Below are 16,943 nucleotides of genomic sequence, written 5' to 3' on the forward strand. Positions count from 1 at the left end.
ACCCAAGAGCAACTGCCGTGCCGTTACCCAAGCTGGCGAATTTTCGAGGGAACAAAGCCCCGGAGTGCCCCTCCGCGCCGGGCAGGACTGACTTTCTTTCAGCCCCGCGACGAGCGGTTCCGCCCTCTCTCCTGCCCCCTGGTGCCAGGCGCACCCCAGCGCATGTCAGGCGTGGAATGGCGCCCTCCGACGCCGGGACGGCGCGGCGTCCACGCACGGGGGGATGTGTGAGGAATGAGGAAGATTCGGTCGCGCGGGAGCCCTGACGCGGGGCCGCCCGGGGAGGAGGGGGCCATCCAGGCGTCAGGGGCGGGACCCAGCGGACGGCGCCTGCCTTCGCGGCGGCGCGCATCCGTGACGACTCACATCGCTACTTCGACGGCGGCACCAGCGCGAGGATGAGCTCGCCGCCCACGTGCTTGCCGGCCTTCTGATACACGGCGCCCTGGCGCCCCAGCTCCACCTCCACGGAGGACTGGTTCGGGATGATGACGCGCAGCGTGGCGCTGCCGTCCTTCATGCCCAGCAGCTGAAGCGACGCGTTGGTCCCGTTGGGGAGCTTCACCTCCGTGGGCTTCCGGGCGCTCACCTCCACGGTGTCCAGCGACATGCGCTTGAAGGAGGTGAAGCTGAAGTTCTGCTTCTGGAACGCCTCCTTCATCTTCTCCAGCTCCGGTGGATCCACCACCGTGCCCTTGTTGGAGGCCAGCACCACCTCTACCTGGACCTTCACCTTCTGGTCCTGGGCGGAGGCCACCGCGGGCCCCAGCACCAGCCCCACGGCGAACAGCAGCGTCAGCACCGCCCACGTCGGCTTCGTCATAGCGCTCCTCCGGTGGGCCGGGGCGGGACGGACGGAGCCGGCTGTCCTTCCTGTCCCTGCGGCTCCACGCTCGATTCCTGGGGCTCCGTCACGCCCGGCTTCTTCTGCCCGGCGGCGTCCTTCTCAGTTTCGGGGGCCTGCTCCTGCTCGTCCACCATCCAGATGATGGAGCCGCCGCCCTCGGTCTCCATCACCACCGGGGCCACGCGGGCGCCCTGGTAGGACTGGATGGACTTCACGGTCATGCGCTCGGCGGCGTAGCCCTCCGGCGCGCTGTCGCGCAGCACCAGCGGCAGCGCCACCAGCACCACCACCGCGGCGGTGGCCAGCGAGGAGATCATCGCCGTGCGCTGGTAGAGGAACATCTCCGACAGGGCCAGCCGCATCCGCTCCAGGAGGGGCGGCTTCTCCGGCGTCACCCGGGCCATCACCTTCTGGGCGAAGTCCTTGAAGTCGACGTCGTCCACCGCCATGTCCAGGCCCACCCGGAGCAGCCCGGACTCGGCGCGCAGGTCCGCCGCGCGGCCCGTGCAGTCCCGGCAGACGGCCAGGTGCCGCTCCACGTTCACGCGCTCCCCAGGAGCGAGCTCACCATCGATGTAGGGAGACAGGAGCGGTACGAAACGCTCACACGCGGGATTTCCGGCCATACTCTTCACCCTGCGGGCTGGTGGGAATTCGTCGGTGGGGACGGGCGGCGCCCCACGGATATTCGAGGGTGCTTTCCGGCACCCTCATTCATTGCCCACCCCGCTCTTGGCTTCGTCCAACTCCAGATAATCCCCGAGGATTTTCTGCACCTTGGCGCGCGCGTGGAAGAGCCGGCTCATCACCGTGCCCTTGGGGATGTCCAGCGTGCGGGCCAGGTCCTCGTAGGACATTCCCTCGATTTCGCGCAGCAGGAGGATGGCGCGGTGCTTCTCCGGCACCGTGGCCAGGGCCTCCTGGATCTTCTCCGCCAGCTCCTTGCGCAGGGCGCTCTTCTGGGGGTTGGTCCCCAGGCGGCTGCCGAGCGCGCCGATGCGGGCCTCGGAGAGGTCCACGTCCTGCGTCTCGTCGAACTCCACGGGCTCGCCGCCGCCCCGGCGCTTGCGCAGCACGTCGATGCAGATGTTGGACGTGATGCGGTAGAGCCACGTGTAGAAGGACGCGTCGCCCTTGAAGTGGTCCAGGTACTTGTAGACCTTGACGAACGCCTCCTGGGAGACGTCCATCGCTTCCTCCTTGTCCTTCAGCATTCCGAGCGCGACGGCGTACACCTTGCGCTGGTAACGCTCGACGAGGAGCTTGAAGGCGCGCTGGTCCCCGCTGCGGACGCGCTTGACGAGTGTGAGGTCGTCGGTGGCCAAGTGCGCGGCACCGTAGCACAGGCCACGCGAAGCCCAAGGCTTTCGACGTGCTTCGCCGCCCCTAGAGCGAGCTGACGAGCGCGATGGCGGCCAGGGCCAGGCCCACCATGGCCAGCACCGCCCCGAACACCATGCGGTCCCACTGGGCCTGGGAGACGGCCGTCTCCTCCTCCGGGCCGGCGCGGAAGGCGTGGAGCACGTTCCAGAGCATGCGGGCCCCCAGCCGGCGGTCCGTGCGGTCGCGGTCGCGGGGGTCGTCGTTCTGGAGGGCGTTCCCCTGGGCGTCCCGGCGCACGAAGGGCCCGGGCAGGGGCTGGTAGAGGCCGGGGGTGAGCGGGGCGGCCTGCTCGGAGTGGCGCACGTCGGGCGGGGGCTCCAGGCGCACGGCGTCCGCGCGCTCGCGGGTCTCCTCGGGCGTGGGCGCGTCCATCACCCACATCCCGGCCTCCACGCCGTTCTGCCCGGTGTGGGCGTCCTGGAGGCCGGCGAAGCCCTGGTCCTTGAGGGCCTGCTCGAAGGCGGCCTTGCCCTCCGGGGTGGCGGGGTGCTGGGCGGCGGCCTCCGCGTAGGCGGCGAAGAAGGCCCACAGGCGGGCCACGCGGTCCGACGAGGGCAGCGACGAGGGCCGCACCTGCGCGGCCAGCAGCGCCCCGTCCGACGCGAAGCGCTTGCCCACCGCGAGCTGGCCCTCCAGGTGCTCCAGGTCGGAGGGGATGAGCGACTCCACGTCCAGCACCGGCCCGCGCGCCTCGCCCGCGCCCAGGTAGGGGCTGGCGGTGGTGGGGGCGGCTCCAGGCGTCCGGAAGCCGTCAGCGCCCTTGCGCCGGGGCGTCGCGGTGGCCGTGCCGGGGGACTCGAAGCCCGTGCCGGCGTCCGCGCGCGGCGCGCGGGTCGTCCCGCTGCCTCGCGTGGGCACGCCGACGCGGACCGAGCGAGGGCCCACGTCGCCCTCCTCCGGGGAGGCGCCGGTCTCCAGGCCCTCCTCGCCGGGGAGCCCCGCCTCTCCGGGCTCCGCCCCGGACTCCAGGGGTGCGCCGCCGTCCGCCTCCGGCGGAAGCCCCACGGGCGGGGCGCCGATGCGGGTGCGGTCGCCCGAGGACGTGGTGGGGGTGGAGGTCTCCATCCCGTCATCGCGGAACGGAGACGCCGGCGACGTGGACGAAGGCGCCGAGGCCCCACCGCCGGAGCGGGGCCCACCGGAGCCGGGAGGACCGCCCACGCGGGGGCCGCGGATGTCGCCGACGTTTCCCATCGCGGAGGATTCTCTCACAACGAGAACCCCGAGTTGCATGGGGGGCTACTCGCCCTCGCGCTCCACCTCCACGGGCGTGGTCATCCCGTTGGCATCCAGGCGGACGCGGTACACGGCGTTGAGGCCGTCGCCGTCCATGTCCGCGCGGGCGAGGCAGGACACCTCCGGCTCCCCCACGGGGTTCTCCTCCACGCGCACCTCGTACTGGAGGTGCGTGACGGGGCCGGGGTCGAAGCCGACGCGGTGGAAGGCCTCGTGGTCCTTCGGGAAGGGCACGGCCTCGCCCTTCTGGGGCACGGGGACGGGGAAGGGCGCGATGGGCACGTAGTCGCCGTGCTCGTCGCGGAAGCCCTGCACGGCGTCGCAGAGGGCCAGCACCTGGACGCGGGCCTCATTGGCCACCTGCTCCGGCGACGCGTGGGTCCGGGCCGGCGCCATCATGGGCAGGTAGGCGATGTACAGGCCGCTCAGGGCCAGGGCGAGAAACACCGTGGCTGCGACGCCCACGCGCACCGCGAGGTTGCGCGGGCGCGCGGGGCCGGGCTCCGGGGCCGCCATCAGGTCCACTCCCGGGGGTTGCGCAGCACCTCCACCAGGCGGGCCTCGGGGGTGCCGGGCTCCGGGTGGTAGTCGTAGCGCCAGCGCACGCGCGGCGGCAGCGACATGAGGATGGACTCCGTGCGCCCCTGCGTCTCCAGGCCGAAGAGGGTGCCCCGGTCGTAGACGAGGTTGAACTCCACGTAGCGGCCCCGGCGCACCTCCTGCCAGAAGCGCTGCGCCTCCGTCACGCGCGTGTCCTTGTGCTTCTTCGCGATGGGCAGGTACGCGGGGATGAAGCTGTCGCCGCACGCCTGCACGAAGGCGAACTCGCGCTCCAGGTCGCCGCCCATGTTCTCGAAGAAGACGCCGCCCACGCCGCGCGCCTCGCCGCGGTGGCGCAGGTGGAAGTACGAATCGCACGCGGCCTTGAAGCGCGGGTAGTACGTGGGGTCGTGCGCGTCGCACGCGGCCTTGTGCACGCGGTGGAAGTGCGCCGCGTCCGCCTCGTCCAGGTAGTACGGCGTCAGGTCCGCGCCGCCGCCGAACCACGCGCGCGCGCCCTGCTGGATGAAGCGGTAGTTGGCGTGCACGGTGGGCACGTGCGGGCTCCGCGGGTGCAGCACCAGCGACAGGCCCCCGGCCCAGAAGGTGCGGCCCTCGCCCTGGAGCTTCTTCGCGAAGGCCTCTTCCAGCTCGCCGTGGACGACGGAGATGTTGACGCCCGCCTTCTCCAGGACGGCGCCCTCCTCCAGCACGCGGCTGCGGCCACCACCGCCGCCCGGGCGGCTCCACGCGTCCTCGCGGAAGCGGCCCTGGCCGTCCAGCGCCTCCAGCGCTCCGCAGATGTCGTCCTGGAGCTTCTGGATGAAGGCGGCCATGCGCCCCTTCAAGCCCTCCACATCCACCGTCGCCGTCATGCCCGTGGTCTCCCTGTCTCGGGTTGAACGGGCGGGCACACTACTAGGGGCCCTGGGCGGACGGGGCCTCGAAGTCCACCGGCGGCGTGGAGGGCGCCAGGTTCCCTGCCGCGTCGAAGGCCTCGATGCGCGCGCGATAGCTGCGCCCGTCCTCCAGCGAGAACGCCCCCCCGCAGGCCTCATGGCCCAGATAAGCCGTGGTGCCCTGCACGGGCAGCATGTACTGCTGGGGCGAGATGCCCAGCCGCCGCGGCGACAGCTTCACCACCAGGAAGGAGGGGCTCTCCTCGCGCAGCGACAGGTTGAGCTTCACGAAGCGCGCGATGCCCTGGGGCGAGCGGCGCACGAAGCCCTCCGACACGGCGGGGCGCTTCACCCACTTGGGGGCCTTGGTGTCCGGCCCCTTGCCGCTCAGCCACGACGGCTGCGCGCCCACCTGGCCGTTGAGGAGGGCGACGTTGGGGAGCACCTCCTGCAGGTTCAGGAAGTAGCGCTTGTCGGGATGCATCGGCTCGGCCGGCTTGAGGATGATGGTGGCGCGGCCCAGGGAGCTCTCCCAGCCCTTGACGACCTTGAGCTTCACCTCGTGGTCGGTGGAGACCAGCTTCAGCGGCTTGCCCACCAGCCCCAGCACCGGCGACTTCGCGGTGCCCACGCCTTCCAGGAGCAGGCGCATGTTGGTGGGGACGATGCCGCCGGGCGCGGGGTACAGCTGCACTCCGTCCCCGGTGCACTGGGCGGAGGCGTGGGCGGCGGACAACAGGGCGGCGGCGAACACGAGGGCTCGGAACACGATGCCGCGCAGTGTGCGCCGGGAACGCCCGCCAGGAAAGTCCTGGCTGACCCTGCCCTTCAGTGCCGGGGGCCTTCGTCCTCGCCCAGGTGGATGGCGCCGAAGCGGGCCTCGTAGTGCTGGAGGTTCTCCTGGAGGGCCTTCAGCAGCCGCTTGGCGTGGCGCGGGCTGATGATGATGCGCGAGCGCACGCGGGCCAGCGGCTGCTGCGGCTGCACGTAGAGGAAGTCCAACACGAACTCCGCGTCCGTGTGGTTCACCAGGGCCAGGTTGCTGTACTGGCCATTGGACACCTCCTCGGTCATCTGCACCTGGAGCTGCACTTCGGGGGGCTTCGTCGGAGTGTCGGCCATGAGTCAGGCGGCATAGCGCCTGGGGCCCGTCGTGGCCAGTGTCCTCCCCGTGAGCACGCGCTGGCGGGACATCGACGGGGAGTCCACCGCGCCCTTCGCGCTGGGGCGGGGGGAGGACGCCTGCCTGCTCCTGCATGGCTTCACCGGAAGCCCGTGGGAGGTGCGGCCCCTGGGCGAGGCCCTGGCGGCGCGGGGGATGCGCGTGGTGGCGCCCCGGCTCCCGGGCCACGGCACCACGCCCGAGGCGATGCTGGACGTGGACCACCGCGACTGGCAGGCCTGCGCGGACGAGGCGCTGGCGGCGCTCTCCGGATCCAGGCGCGTGTTCGTCGCCGGGCTGTCCATGGGCGCGCTCCTCGCGCTGCGGCTGGCCGCGCACCACCCGGAGCGGGTGCACGCGCTCGCGCTGGTGGCGCCCGCGGTGCGCTTCCGGGGCGCGCGCATGGCGCTGGTGCGCCAGCTGTGCCGCACGCCGCTGCTCGAGTGGACGACGCCGTGGGTGGACAAGGGCGGCACGGACCTCTCCGACCCGGAGGCGCTGGCGCGGGCGCCGGTGCTGCCCGCGTTCCCGGTGGCCCGGCTGCGCGACCTCTGCGCGCTGCAGGACCTGGCGGCGGTGGACGCGCCCCGGGTGCGCTGCCCGGTGCTGGTGGCCACCGCGGAGCAGGACCACGTGGTGGATCCGGAGGGCGGGCGCTGGCTCGCGCGGAGGATGACGGCGGCCCCAAAGGTGCGGCTCGTGTCCTATCCGGAGGGCTTCCACATCATCCCGCGCGACGTGTGCGGCGCGCGGCTCGCCCGCGAGGTGGGGGACTTCCTCCAGCCGTGGCGCGAGGAGGACCTCAGGCTCCAGCCGGATGGGGCGGCGCGAGGCGCGCCACCGCCGTGAGCAGCTCCACCGCGTCGAGCGGCTTGGTGACGAAGGCGCTGAAGCCCGCGCGCAGGGCGCGGTCGCGGTCCTCGCGGCGCGCGGCGGCGGTGACGGCGAGCGCGGGCACGCCGCCTCCGGCCTCCCAGGGCAGCGCGCGCAGCCGGTACAGGAGCGAGTAGCCGTCCTCGCCGGCGAGCGCCACGTCCGTCACCACCACCGTGGGCGGGGCGCGGCGCACCTCGTCCATGGCGTCGGTGACGTTGGTGGCGGTGAGCACGTGCGCGCCCACGCGGGTGAGCAGCACGGCCATCCACTCGCGCGCGTCCGGCTGGCCGTCCACCACCAGCACGCGCTGGCCCTCCAGCTCCGGGAAGCGCGGCAGCGTCAGGCCCTCCACGGGGCGCGGCTCACGCGCGGAGCCCGGGGCCGCGCCCACGCGCGTGCGGGGCAGCGTGACGGTGAACGTGGCGCCCTTCCCCTCGCCGTCGCTGGCGGCCGTCACCGTCCCGCCGTGCAGCTCCACCAGGTGGCGCACGATGGACAGCCCCAGGCCCAGGCCGCCGTGCTGGCGGCTCACGCCGGTGTCCGCCTGCTGGAAGCGCTGGAAGAGGAAGGGCATGAAGCCCGCCGGGATGCCCTCCCCGTTGTCGCGCACCACCAGCTCCGCGCCCTCGTCGCGCGTGCGCGCCGACACCGTCACGTGGCCGCCGGGCGGGGTGAACTTGATGGCGTTGGCGAGCAGGTTCCACACCACCTGCTGCAACCGGTCCGGGTCGCCGAACAGCGGCACGCCATCCGCGTCCACCTGGACGTGGAGCGTCAGCTCGCGCGCGAGCGCCGTGGGCCGCACCGCGTCCAGCGCCGCCTCCACCACGTGGCCCAGCTCCAGCGGCACGGGCTCCAAGCGCAGCCGTCCGCTGACGATGCGGCTGATGTCGAGCAGGTCCTCGATGAGCTGGCGTTGCGCGCGGGCGTTGCGCTCGATGGCCTCCACCGCGCGCTGGCGCTTGTCCTCGCCCAGCAGGCCCTGCCGCAGCATCTGCGACCAGCCGAGGATGGACGTGAGCGGCGTGCGCAGCTCATGGGACACCGTGGCGAGGAACGCGTCCTTGGCGCGGCTGGCGGCCTCCGCGGCGCTCCGGGCAGCGCGCTCCTCGTCATACAGCCGCGCCCGGTCCAGCGCCTGCGCGCAGAGTCGGCCCACCGTCAGCAGGAAGGCGTGCTCCGCGGCGTCGAAGTCGCGCGCGTCGCCGAAGCCCAGGCCCAGCGCGCCGAACACGCGCCCCCCGCTCACCAGCGGCACCGCGGCCCACGCCGCCAGGGTCCGCTCGCGGGCCAGGTGGACCAGGCGTGGGTAGCGCGCCATGCACTCCGTCCAGGAGCCCAGCGTGCGGGGCTCGCGGGTGCGCGTCACGTCCGTGAGGGGGCAGGTCGCGGAGACCTCGAAGCGCCGCCAGTCCTCCAGCTCGCCGGGAGAGAAGCCGTGCGCGGCGACGCGCTCGAAGACGTCCTGGGCCGTGCCCTGGGGCACCACCACCAGGCCGGTGAGGGCCCCCATGGCGAGGGCGCCTTCGCGCGCGGCCACCTCCACCACCTGCGCGGGGGTGAGCGCCTCGGAGAGGGCGGCGGTCATCGCCTGGAGGCGCTCGGTGCGCCAGGCGGCGGTGGTCCACGCGGCGCGGCGGGTGCGCACCAACTCCGTCACGTCCACCGCGAAGGCGAGCACGCCCTCCACCTGCCCCTGCGCGTCGCGGCGCGGCAGCAGGGAGATGTTGAAGAACAGCTCCTCGTCGGAGGGGTGCACGCGGGCGGAGGCCTCGCGCAGGTGCAGCGCCTCGCCGGTGGTGAAGACGCGGTCCCAGGCGTCGTGCCAGCCGGGGCCCGCCAGTTGGGGGCAGGCCTCGCGCAGCGGGATGCCCACCTGCCCTCGCGTGTCGAGCAGCGTCAGGCGCGTGGAGGTGCTGAACTCGATGAGGTGGCCGGGGCCCCGATAGAGGCCGAAGAAGGCGGGCAGCTGCTGGAGCAGCTCGTGCAGCCGCGGGGGCACACCTCCGGACGCCGCGACCCACCCGGTCTGGGCTTCGTTCATGTGTGGCCCCCCCACCCCGGCGGAAGGCAAGGCCTCCGGCGAGAAGAGGCGGCCATCAAACACCGGGACGCGCCGCCTGGCACGAAAAGCAACCTGGACAACCTGCCAGGTGTCATGAGCTGAGCGCGCCCTGGCGCTGCTGGCGTCCAGTAGCGGGCATCCGTCCCCGGCGCGCAGGTAACCGCTCACGGCCCCCGGGCATCCATTATGTCGGAGGACAGGCATGCCTTCCTCTCCTCCCGACCCGGCTCCCCTCGTCGAGCTGCGCGCCGTCACCAAGTCCTACGCGGAGGGCGACTCCGTGCGCGAGGTCCTCTCCGGCACCTCGCTCGCCCTGCACCGGGGCGAGTTCGTGGTGCTGCTGGGCCGCAGCGGCTCCGGCAAGTCCACGCTGCTCAACCTCATCAGCGGCATCGACCAGGCGACGCGCGGCGAGATCCGGGTGGAGGGCCGCGACCTGGGGCGCCTCCCCGAGCGCGACCGCACCCTGCTGCGGCGCGAGCGCATCGGCTTCATCTTCCAGGCGTTCAACCTGCTGCCCACGCTGACGGTGGAGGAGAACGTGCGGCTGCCGCTGGAGCTGCTCGGCCGTTCGAGCGCGGAGGCCAGCACGCGGGCGCGGGAGCTCTTGGAACGTGTGGGGTTGGGTGCCCGCGCGAGCAGCTTCCCGGACCGGCTCTCCGGCGGCGAGCAGCAGCGCGTGGCGGTGGCGCGAGCCCTGGCCCACGCCCCGCCGCTGCTGCTGGCGGACGAGCCCACGGGCAACCTGGACGAGGAGACGGGCGGCCAGGTGCTGGACCTGCTGGAGGGGCTCACCCGGCAGGGCAACGCGTGCGCGCTCATCGTCACGCACGAGCCCGCGATGGCGGAGCGCGCGGACCGCGTGCTGGTGATGGAGAACGGGCGGCTGGTGGAGCACCCCGGCGGCGCGCGAGGCCGGAGGACGCCATGAGGGCGCTGCTCGCGCGCGCCAGCCTGCGGCACCTGGGCGGCCACCCGTGGCTCACGGCGCTGTCGCTGCTGGGCATCGCCATGGGCGTGGCGGTGGTGGTGTCCATCGACCTGGCGAGCGGCAGCGCGCTGCGCGCCTTCGAGCAGTCCACGGACGTCGTCGCGGGCCGCGCCACGCACCAGCTCGTCGGCGGCACGTCCGGCCTGCCGGAGGGCGTCTACACGGCGCTGAAGCTGCGACCGGACGCGCCGGACGCGGCGCCCGTGGTGCAGGGCTTCGTGCAGGTGGAGGGCGGCAACCACCGCACGCTCACGCTGCTGGGGTTGGATCCGTTCGCGGAGGCGCCCTTCCGGGACTTCTCCACGGGAGGCGCGGTGGGGGACCTGGGCGCGCTGCTCACGCGGCCCGGCGCGGTGGTGCTGAGCGCGAAGACGGCGCGGAGCCTGGGCGTGAAGGCCGGGGACACGCTGCCGGTGACGGTGACGGGCCTTCGCCGGGAGCTGCGCGTGTCGGCCCTGCTGACGCCCGCACAGGAGACGACGGAGCGCGCGCTGGAGTCGCTGCTCCTCGCGGACCTCTCCACCGCGCAGGAGGTGCTGGGCCAGGAGGGCCGGCTCACGCGCGTGGACCTCCGCTTGAAGGGTGGAGAAGCGCAGGCCGCGCAATTGAGGGCCACATTGCCACCGGGCGCGGAGCTGCTCCAGACGTCCGGGCGCGCGGGCACGGTGGAGCAGATGACGCGGGCGTTCCGCACCAACCTCACCGCGCTGTCGCTGCTGGCGCTCGTGGTGGGGATGTTCCTCATCTACAACACGATGACGTTCTCCGTGGTGCAGCGGCGCGGGCTGCTGGGCCGGCTGCGCGCCGTGGGGGTGACGCGCGGCGAGCTGTTCGCGGTGGTGCTGGGCGAAGCGCTGCTCCTGGGCGCCGTGGGCACCGCGGCGGGGCTGCTGCTGGGCATCCTGATGGCCAGCGGCCTGGTGGGCCTCATCACCCGCACCATCAATGACCTGTACTTCGTGGTGAACGTGCGGCGTCTGTCATTGGAGCCCTTCACGTTGTTCAAGGGCCTGAGCCTGGGCCTGGGCGCGACGGTGCTGGCGGCGCTGGTGCCCGCGTGGGAGGCGGCCCGGGCGGCGCCGGTGACGGCGCTGCGGCGGTCGACGGTGGAGGACGTGTCGCGCAGCCGGGCGCCCCGGCTGGCGGTGCTGGGAGGGGTCCTCCTGGGCATCGCGGCGGCGGTGCTCGCGTGGCCCACGCAGGCGCTGTTGCCAGCGTATACGGGCCTCTTCGGCGTGCTGCTGGGCAGCGCGCTGCTGGTGCCCTGGGTGACGGAGAAGCTGACGGTGGCGGCCGCGCGGCCCCTGGGCGCGCTGTTCGGTCCGCTGGGGCGCATGGCGGCGCGCGGCGTGACGGCGAGCCTGTCGCGCACGGCGGTGGCGCTGGCGGCGCTGATGGTCGCGGTGGCGACGACGGTGGGCGTGGGCCTGATGGTGTCCAGCTTCCGGGGCACGGTGGCGGCGTGGCTGGAGTCCGCGCTGCGAGCGGACGTGTTCGTGTCGCCGCCGTCGCTGGTGGCGCGGCGCGGGGACTCCACGCTGGTGCCAGGGCTCGCGCAGAAGCTGCGGTCCACGCCCGGCGTCGAGGCGAGCGGCTCCATCCGGGTCATCCACGTGCGCATCAACGGCGTGGACACGGACCTGCTGGCGGTGGACTTCGCCAAGGGCCACGAACGGACCTACCGCTTCAAGGAAGGGCGCGCGGAGGACGTGTGGCGGCAGCTGGACGCGTCGCCGGACGCGCTCATCGTGTCGGAGCCGTTCGCGTTCCACCGGAACGTGCACGCGGGAGACACGCTGCGCGTGGCCACGGACCAGGGGCCGCACGACTTCCGCGTGGCGGGCGTGTACTTCGACTACGGCTCGGACGTAGGGACGGTGCTGATGCCGCGCGCCACGTATGAACACTGGTACGAGGACCGGGGCGTGTCGGGCCTGTCCCTCTTCGCCGCGCCCGGGCAGGACGTGGATGCGCTGGTGGCCCGCGTGCGCGACCGCGCGGGCGGTGAGCAGGCGTTGAACGTGCGCGCGAACCGGGCGCTGCGGCAGGCGTCGATGGAGGTCTTCGACCGCACCTTCACCATCACGCAGGTGCTGCGCTTGCTGGCGATTGGCGTCGCGTTCGTGGGCGTGCTGAGCGCGCTGATGTCCTTGCAGCTGGAGCGGGCGCGCGAGTTCGCGGTGCTGCGCGCGACGGGGCTCACGCCGGGACAGCTGTGGGGCATGGTGTCGTTGCAGACGGGCTTGCTGGGCCTGCTCGCGGGGCTGTTCTCCGTCCCGCTGGGATTGGCCCTGGCCTACGTGCTGGTGCACGTCATCAACCAGCGCTCGTTCGGGTGGACGTTGCAGCTGGTGGTGGCGCCCGGCGTGGTGGGCCAGGCGGTGGTGCTGGCCCTGGTGGCGGCGGCGCTCGCGGGGCTGTACCCGGCGTGGCGCATGGCGCGCGCGAACCCGGCCATGGCGCTGCGGGAGGAGTGAGGCATGGGGCGGGGACTCGTCATCGGGGTGGTGCTGGTGCTCGCCGCGCTGGGCGTGGCGGTGGGCGTGGTGCTGCGGGACACGGAGGACTCCGGACCCGCGAACACAGGTGGCATGACGGTCGCGTCCGCGATGGGCGGGGACGGAGGAACGGAGGGCTACGCGCGCGCGATGGAGCCGCGCACGTTCCACTTCCCGGAGGACCACGGCCCCCACCCCGACTTCCGCACCGAGTGGTGGTACTGGACGGGCAACCTGGAGACGCAGGACGGGCGCGCCTTCGGCTACCAGTTCACGCTGTTCCGCAGCGCGCTGGCGCCGGAGCAGCCGCGGCGGGCGTCCGGCTGGGCCACGCGGCAGGTGTTCATGGGGCACTTCACGCTGACGGACGTGAGCGCCGGGAAGTTCCACGTCACGGAGCGCTTCAGCCGCGCGGCGCAGGGGCTGGCGGGCGCGGAGGGTGCGCCCTTCCATGTCTGGCTCCAGGACTGGGACGTGCGGAGCGAAGGCAGCGGCGCGTGGCCCATGCGCCTGCGCGCGCAGGGCGACGGGGTGACGCTGGAGCTGACGCTGGACGAGGGCAAGCCGCCGGTGCTCCAGGGTGACCGGGGCCTGAGCCAGAAGGGCCCGGAGCGGGGCAACGCGTCCTATTACTACTCGCTGTCGCGCATGCCTTCGCGGGGCACGGTGTCGGTGGAGGGGCGAACGGTGCAGGTCCAGGGCGAGAGCTGGATGGACCGCGAGTGGAGCACCAGCGCGCTGAGCGGAGACCAGGTGGGCTGGGACTGGTTCGCGCTCCAGCTCGCCGACGGCAGCGAGCTGATGCTCTACCAACTGCGCAAGCAGGACGGGACGAAGGATGCGTTCAGCGCGGGCACGTACGTCCCCGCGAAGGGCGAGGCCGTGCACCTGACCGCGGACGACATGGCGCTGGAGCCACGAGGCACCTGGAAGAGCCCACGCGGCGGCGAGTACCCGGCGGGCTGGCGCGTCCAGGTTCCCAAGGTGTCGCTGTCACTGGACGTGACGCCGAAGCTCGCGGACCAGGAGCTGCCGGTGCTGGTGCGCTACTGGGAGGGCGCGGTGACGGTGGACGGCACGCGCGAGGGCCAGCCCGTGCAGGGGCGCGGCTACCTGGAGATGACCGGGTACGCGGACGCGCCCCGGAATGAACAGGCAGTGCGCAGCCGCACGCCGTGATTCAGCCCCGGGCGAGCCGCTGCACCTGGATGGCGTAGGCCTCCTTCAGGTACGGGCGCAGCAGGTGGAGCGTTTCGTGGCTGGGGTTGAGCACGCACATCCAGAACATGCGCGCGTAGACCGGATGCGGCAGGAGCACATCCAGGTCCGCGTAGTCCACCTTCGGATCGGGCTCCGGGAACAGCTTCTGGAAGCTCTCCTTGCTCACGCCCAGGTTCAGCCGGAACACGCCATCGCGGTCCAGCTCCGAGTGGTAGTCGTGCTCGGTGTCATGCGTGACGATGGTCGCGAAGGGAAACTTCCGCTCGTCCCCGGCGAAGAAGAAGAGATCCGGCGTGGTGGTGTCCACGTGCACGTCCCTGAACGCGTCCTGGATGTACGCCGCCAGCGCTTCCAGGCTGATGGCTCCTGTCATGGCGCCCTCCTCCGAGGTCGAACCGTGCGTGACTTAGCACGCACGGCGACCACCGGGGTGGGTCACATCCCCGGTGTCAGGGCGAGCGGTACCAGCTGGCCGAGAAACTCCCTGCCACTTCCGTGAAGGTGTCGGGTCCCGTCATCGTGATGGTCACAGGCCGAGCAGCGATTGGCGCGCATGAACCAGTGCCATACATGAAGCGCGTTCCCGTGTAGGTCCCAGGCGTGGAGCCTGGAGTCAGCCCCGTCCACACCGGATCGCCCACCCGCCAGCAGACGTCACCACCGCTCGACATGGCACCCGAGCTGCTACCGATGGAGGCACATCCCGGCCACCCGGACTGACACCATGTACCAGGCAGCGAAAGGAGGGCGGATTCCTGGCTTGCCAGCGCGGAGGACTCCTCCATCGCTCCACCACAGGCGGTGGCGAAGAGGGAGAGAACGACGGCGAGCGCTTGTCTCTTCATATGGGATGGCCTCTCAAAGGGAATCATTACAAGTCATGAAACCCTGCCATCCTCCCTTCCCAGCCACCCCATGACAATCATCACCAAAGGGGCGCCGAAATTACTTACACGGCGCAATCAATTCGCATGCCTCGGGTTCAAACAAACCCTCTCACGAGAGTTCACCCAGCAGTATTCTTACGGCGAGGCTGGAAGCCGCCTGCGGGACGCCATGCTGCGACCCGCTCCCGGATCGCCGCCGCGTCCCCGCGCTCCAGCCACGCGTCGAACGTGAGCAGGCCCGGCGCCATCCGCCGCCGCGCCGGGATGTCCGCACGCTCGGCCACCATCCCGTCGTCGAACAGCTTCACGAGCTTGCGCAGCATCGGACTCGCATCGAGCACCTCCGACGGAAACCGCGCGCAGGTGATGGACGTCCCGGTGGCCCGGCTGATCTTCTCCGCGAGCGCGTTGCCGGTCAGCGAGTCCCCCGCCATCTCCAGCGTGGTCCCCACGTGCGTGCGAGGCTCCGCGAACACGCGCGCGGTGAGCACGCCGATGTCCTCCCCCGCGATGAGCTGCATGGGCTGGTCCGGGTGGACGAAGAACTGGAGCCCCCACGGCGACAGGCCGAAGCTCGGCACCAGCAGCAGCTCCATGAAGGTCCCCGGCCGCACGATGGTCGCGAGAAGGCCGCTCGCCCGAGCGTGCTCCTCGATGCGCCATTTGCTCTCGAAGTGGCCCACGCCCGTCCCTGGACGCCGCCCCAGCACCGACGTGTAGCTGACCAGCAGGTTCTTCGACGGGCTGCGCTCCCGCCCCGAGCCTCGCGGCGCGCGGCGTCGCTGACGCGGGTTGGTTTCATGCCCACGAAGTCCAGGTCTGGACCTCCAGGATGCACGGAGGCCCATCGAGGCCCCGTGCATCCATCCCGTCCCCACGGATGAGAAGGTGGGAACCCCGACGGGCCTCCCTGTCGGCAGCGTGCTTCGAAAACCTGTCCGACTGTCGGACAGGTTCTGGAAAACCGCGGCCCGGGCGCTGCCCCTCTGGCCGTGCGGTGGAACCCTCCAGCTCCCAACCCGCTTGGGACCGTGTCGGACCGGCCGTGTACAGCTTGGGAGCCCGGGGGCGTAGATTGCGGGTCCATGAACGTCCTCGTCACCGGGGCCACCGGCCTCATCGGCAACGCCATCGCGCACCGGCTCGTGAAGCAGGGGGCGTCCGTCCGCGCGCTCGTGCGGGACCTGGCCCGCGCCGCGAAGCTGCTCCCGCCCTCCGTGACGCTCGTCCAGGGGGACGTCACGTCCCCGGGCACCCTGCCCGCCGCGATGCACGACGTGGAGCTCGTCTTCCACGCCGCGGGCATGCCGGAGCAGTGGCACCGGGATGACTCCATCTTCGACCGCGTGAACCGCCAGGGCAGCGTGAACGTCCTGTCCGCCGCGCACGCCGCGAGGGTGCGCCGCGTGGTCTACACGTCCACCATGGATGTCTTCGCCGCGCCCCGGGGCGGCGAGCTGACCGAAGCGAACCTCGACCCACACCCCAAGCCCACCGCCTACGAACGCTCCAAGCAGGACGCCGAGCGCGCCGTGGAGGCCATCCGCCAGCAGGGCCTGGACGTCGTCTACGTCAACCCGGCCGCCGTCTATGGCCCCAGCCCCGTGCACGTGGGGCTCAACTCCTTCTTCATCCAGCTGCTCAACAAGAAGGCCCCGCTGCTCCCGCCCGGCGGCATGTCCGTGGTCTACGTGGACGGCTGCACCGACGTGCACCTCGCCGCCGCGAAGGACGGCGTCAACGGCGAGCGCTACCTCGTCGCCGACCAGTTCGTCAGCAACGCGGACCTCGCGCTCGCCATCCACCAGGCGGCCGGGGTCACCGGCAAGCCGCCCCCGGTCGCGCCCGTCTTCCTCATCGAGGCCATGGCCCGCGTGTCCGCGCCGCTCGCGCGCGTGCTCCCCTTCACCCCCCTCGTCGCGCCCGGCCAGCTGTCCTTCATGCGCTGGGAGGCGCACGTCAACGCGGCCCGGGCCCAGCGGGAGCTGGCCTTCCGCCCCACCCCGCTCGCGGACGGCGTGGCCCGCACCGTGGCCTTCCTGCGGGAGCAGGGCCACATCCCGCGCGCCCGTTGACTGGGATTGCGGCCGGGGCGCCAGGAGCGCGCCCTCCCGCACCGCGAGGGGGAGGTGCTCCCCCAGGGCAGGGAACCGGCGGGGCCACGCCTCACCTGTCCGACACTTTCGTCCGAGGGACAGGCCGGCAGTGTCCCCTAGGAGTGTGTTGGGGTAACGGGCGAGGAGCCGGATAACAGGCTCCTTGCAGCAGAGGTGGCGCTTCGCCCGTTTGGAGCTGGCAGCGCCGCCACTACGCGGCGAGCTGAGCCCGATGGAGTTTC

At 72.3% G+C, this 16,943-nt stretch carries 16 protein-coding genes; 5 read left to right on the forward strand and 11 right to left on the reverse strand.

Translation table 11 applies throughout. From position 1 onward, the window contains the following. Positions 1–370 precede the first annotated feature (370 nt). The 8 genes from U8525_RS33600 to U8525_RS33635 form a co-directional block, all read right to left on the reverse strand. Positions 371–823 carry a hypothetical protein gene (locus U8525_RS33600; RefSeq protein ID WP_374270827.1) on the reverse strand — a complete coding sequence of 151 codons (453 nt, stop codon included), beginning with the start codon at positions 821–823 and terminating at the stop codon, positions 371–373. Further along, positions 820–1,473 carry an anti-sigma factor gene (locus U8525_RS33605; RefSeq protein ID WP_374270828.1) on the reverse strand — a complete coding sequence of 218 codons (654 nt, stop codon included), beginning with the start codon at positions 1,471–1,473 and terminating at the stop codon, positions 820–822. The genes U8525_RS33600 and U8525_RS33605 overlap by 4 nt, the downstream gene beginning before the upstream one ends. An 84-nt stretch (positions 1,474–1,557) precedes the next feature. Next, positions 1,558–2,172, reverse strand: a complete 615-nt coding sequence (locus tag U8525_RS33610) for an RNA polymerase sigma factor (RefSeq protein ID WP_014400131.1) — start codon at positions 2,170–2,172, stop codon at positions 1,558–1,560. Between the two features lie 61 nt (positions 2,173–2,233). Then, the gene (locus U8525_RS33615) at positions 2,234–3,295 is read right to left on the reverse strand and encodes an Immediate early protein ICP0 (RefSeq protein ID WP_374270829.1); all 1,062 of its coding nucleotides are present in this window, start codon (positions 3,293–3,295) and stop codon (positions 2,234–2,236) included. 174 nt (positions 3,296–3,469) lie between these two features. Beyond that, the gene (locus U8525_RS33620) at positions 3,470–3,982 is read right to left on the reverse strand and encodes a hypothetical protein (protein WP_374270830.1); all 513 of its coding nucleotides are present in this window, start codon (positions 3,980–3,982) and stop codon (positions 3,470–3,472) included. Continuing rightward, entirely contained in the window at positions 3,982–4,881 is a 900-nt protein-coding gene (hemF, locus tag U8525_RS33625) for an oxygen-dependent coproporphyrinogen oxidase (protein WP_374270831.1), read from the reverse strand. The genes U8525_RS33620 and hemF overlap by 1 nt, the downstream gene beginning before the upstream one ends. A 43-nt stretch (positions 4,882–4,924) precedes the next feature. Beyond that, complete coding sequence (locus U8525_RS33630; protein ID WP_374270840.1) at positions 4,925–5,677, reverse strand: hypothetical protein; 753 nt, start codon at positions 5,675–5,677, stop codon at positions 4,925–4,927. A gap of 56 nt (positions 5,678–5,733) precedes the next feature. Beyond that, positions 5,734–6,027 carry a DUF3467 domain-containing protein gene (locus U8525_RS33635; RefSeq protein WP_374270832.1) on the reverse strand — a complete coding sequence of 98 codons (294 nt, stop codon included), beginning with the start codon at positions 6,025–6,027 and terminating at the stop codon, positions 5,734–5,736. Positions 6,028–6,097: 70 nt separating this feature from the next. Between U8525_RS33635 and U8525_RS33640 the strand changes: the two genes are divergently transcribed. Continuing rightward, positions 6,098–6,916, forward strand: a complete 819-nt coding sequence (locus tag U8525_RS33640) for an alpha/beta hydrolase (protein WP_374270841.1) — start codon at positions 6,098–6,100, stop codon at positions 6,914–6,916. Here the strand turns inward: U8525_RS33640 and U8525_RS33645 are convergent. After that, positions 6,870–8,987 (reverse strand): ATP-binding protein, encoded by a 2,118-nt coding sequence (locus U8525_RS33645; protein ID WP_374270833.1) that lies wholly within the window; start codon positions 8,985–8,987, stop codon positions 6,870–6,872. The genes U8525_RS33640 and U8525_RS33645 overlap by 47 nt on opposite strands. Before the next feature lie 223 nt (positions 8,988–9,210). On the opposite strand from U8525_RS33645, the gene U8525_RS33650 reads away from it, so the two are divergent. The 3 genes from U8525_RS33650 to U8525_RS33660 are packed head-to-tail and all read left to right on the forward strand — an operon-like array spanning position 9,211 to position 13,676. Then, positions 9,211–9,939: an ABC transporter ATP-binding protein gene (locus U8525_RS33650; protein WP_374270834.1), complete on the forward strand. Its 729-nt coding sequence runs from the start codon at positions 9,211–9,213 to the stop codon at positions 9,937–9,939. Further along, on the forward strand, positions 9,936–12,476 hold the full coding sequence (locus U8525_RS33655; RefSeq protein ID WP_374270835.1) for an FtsX-like permease family protein: 2,541 nt from the start codon (positions 9,936–9,938) through the stop codon (positions 12,474–12,476). Before U8525_RS33650 ends, U8525_RS33655 begins: the two co-directional genes overlap by 4 nt. A 3-nt stretch (positions 12,477–12,479) precedes the next feature. Next, positions 12,480–13,676, forward strand: coding sequence for a lipocalin-like domain-containing protein (locus U8525_RS33660; protein WP_374270836.1), 1,197 nt, complete (start codon positions 12,480–12,482; stop codon positions 13,674–13,676). Position 13,677: 1 nt separating this feature from the next. Here U8525_RS33660 and U8525_RS33665 read toward each other — a convergent pair whose 3' ends face one another. Beyond that, the gene (locus U8525_RS33665; protein WP_374270837.1) at positions 13,678–14,091 is read right to left on the reverse strand and encodes a DUF6194 family protein; all 414 of its coding nucleotides are present in this window, start codon (positions 14,089–14,091) and stop codon (positions 13,678–13,680) included. A gap of 633 nt (positions 14,092–14,724) precedes the next feature. Continuing rightward, positions 14,725–15,453 (reverse strand): NmrA family NAD(P)-binding protein, encoded by a 729-nt coding sequence (locus U8525_RS33670; protein WP_374270838.1) that lies wholly within the window; start codon positions 15,451–15,453, stop codon positions 14,725–14,727. Between the two features lie 237 nt (positions 15,454–15,690). On the opposite strand from U8525_RS33670, the gene U8525_RS33675 reads away from it, so the two are divergent. Next, positions 15,691–16,680, forward strand: a complete 990-nt coding sequence (locus tag U8525_RS33675) for an SDR family NAD(P)-dependent oxidoreductase (protein ID WP_374270839.1) — start codon at positions 15,691–15,693, stop codon at positions 16,678–16,680. Positions 16,681–16,943: the final 263 nt, after the last annotated feature.

The organism is Corallococcus sp. RDP092CA (assembly GCF_041903675.1).
Lineage (GTDB): Bacteria > Myxococcota > Myxococcia > Myxococcales > Myxococcaceae > Corallococcus.

Bases quoted from the DNA above. Each gene is read 5' to 3' on its own strand.
- U8525_RS33600 (WP_374270827.1), bottom strand. From the start codon at position 823: ATGACGAAGCCGACGTGGGCGGTGCTGACGCTGCTGTTCGCCGTGGGG.
- U8525_RS33605 (WP_374270828.1), bottom strand. From the start codon at position 1,473: ATGGCCGGAAATCCCGCGTGTGAGCGTTTCGTACCGCTCCTGTCTCCC.
- U8525_RS33615 (WP_374270829.1), bottom strand. From the start codon at position 3,295: ATGGAGACCTCCACCCCCACCACGTCCTCGGGCGACCGCACCCGCATC.
- U8525_RS33620 (WP_374270830.1), bottom strand. From the start codon at position 3,982: ATGGCGGCCCCGGAGCCCGGCCCCGCGCGCCCGCGCAACCTCGCGGTG.
- hemF (WP_374270831.1), bottom strand. From the start codon at position 4,881: ATGACGGCGACGGTGGATGTGGAGGGCTTGAAGGGGCGCATGGCCGCC.
- U8525_RS33635 (WP_374270832.1), bottom strand. From the start codon at position 6,027: ATGGCCGACACTCCGACGAAGCCCCCCGAAGTGCAGCTCCAGGTGCAG.
- U8525_RS33645 (WP_374270833.1), bottom strand. From the start codon at position 8,987: ATGAACGAAGCCCAGACCGGGTGGGTCGCGGCGTCCGGAGGTGTGCCC.
- U8525_RS33650 (WP_374270834.1), top strand. From the start codon at position 9,211: ATGCCTTCCTCTCCTCCCGACCCGGCTCCCCTCGTCGAGCTGCGCGCC.
- U8525_RS33655 (WP_374270835.1), top strand. From the start codon at position 9,936: ATGAGGGCGCTGCTCGCGCGCGCCAGCCTGCGGCACCTGGGCGGCCAC.
- U8525_RS33660 (WP_374270836.1), top strand. From the start codon at position 12,480: ATGGGGCGGGGACTCGTCATCGGGGTGGTGCTGGTGCTCGCCGCGCTG.
- U8525_RS33665 (WP_374270837.1), bottom strand. From the start codon at position 14,091: ATGACAGGAGCCATCAGCCTGGAAGCGCTGGCGGCGTACATCCAGGAC.
- U8525_RS33670 (WP_374270838.1), bottom strand. From the start codon at position 15,453: ATGGGCCTCCGTGCATCCTGGAGGTCCAGACCTGGACTTCGTGGGCAT.
- U8525_RS33675 (WP_374270839.1), top strand. From the start codon at position 15,691: ATGAACGTCCTCGTCACCGGGGCCACCGGCCTCATCGGCAACGCCATC.